This is a genomic window from Brachybacterium sp. Marseille-Q7125, assembly GCF_023062615.1.
In the GTDB taxonomy this organism is placed as follows: domain Bacteria; phylum Actinomycetota; class Actinomycetes; order Actinomycetales; family Dermabacteraceae; genus Brachybacterium.
The window spans coordinates 1-566 of sequence record NZ_JALLAL010000145.1; the positions used below are offsets into that span (position 1 = coordinate 1).

1 pseudogene is annotated in these 566 nt (G+C 65.9%); it reads left to right on the top strand.

The window, feature by feature from the left end:
• Positions 1-448, top strand: a pseudogene (locus MU407_RS14110) (IS1634 family transposase); the annotation flags it as partial.
• Positions 449-566 lie beyond the last annotated feature (118 nt).

Genomic DNA, 566 nt, shown 5'->3' on the forward strand with positions numbered 1-566 from the left:
CGACGCGTTCCGTGACGGGCAGGTCATCGACACCATCACACCCCGCCACGCCAACACCAAACCCACCTTTGACCTGCGGCAACGAGAGGCTCCCGGCTGGGATCCGGTGGAGCATCCAGGATGCTGGAGGGCGGTCTGGGCCTACTCCCGCAAACGGGCCGTGCGGGATGGGAAGACACTGACCGCGCAGGAGAACCGGGCGGTCGCGGTCATCGAGGGTGAGAAGCGGCCCCACGCCACCCGGTTCGTCACCCGTGCCGGGGGTAAGAACGTGCTGAACACCCGGGCTTTGGAGGAGGCGCGGCGTCTGGTGGGGCTCAAGGGCTACGTCACCAATATCCCGGCCACGATCATGGGCCCGGGCGAGGTGATCTCCAGTTACCACGACCTGTGGCACGTGGAGCAGTCGTTCCGGATGAGCAAAACAGATCTGCAGGCCAGGGTGGTGTCATAGCGTCGAAGCAACACCCCCGGTCGGCGGGGGTCTGATCGGTGGAGTGTGCGGATGGCGCGGGTGGGGTTGTCGTTCAGTGACAGGTCGGAGATCTCGACGGCCTCGAAAGCGG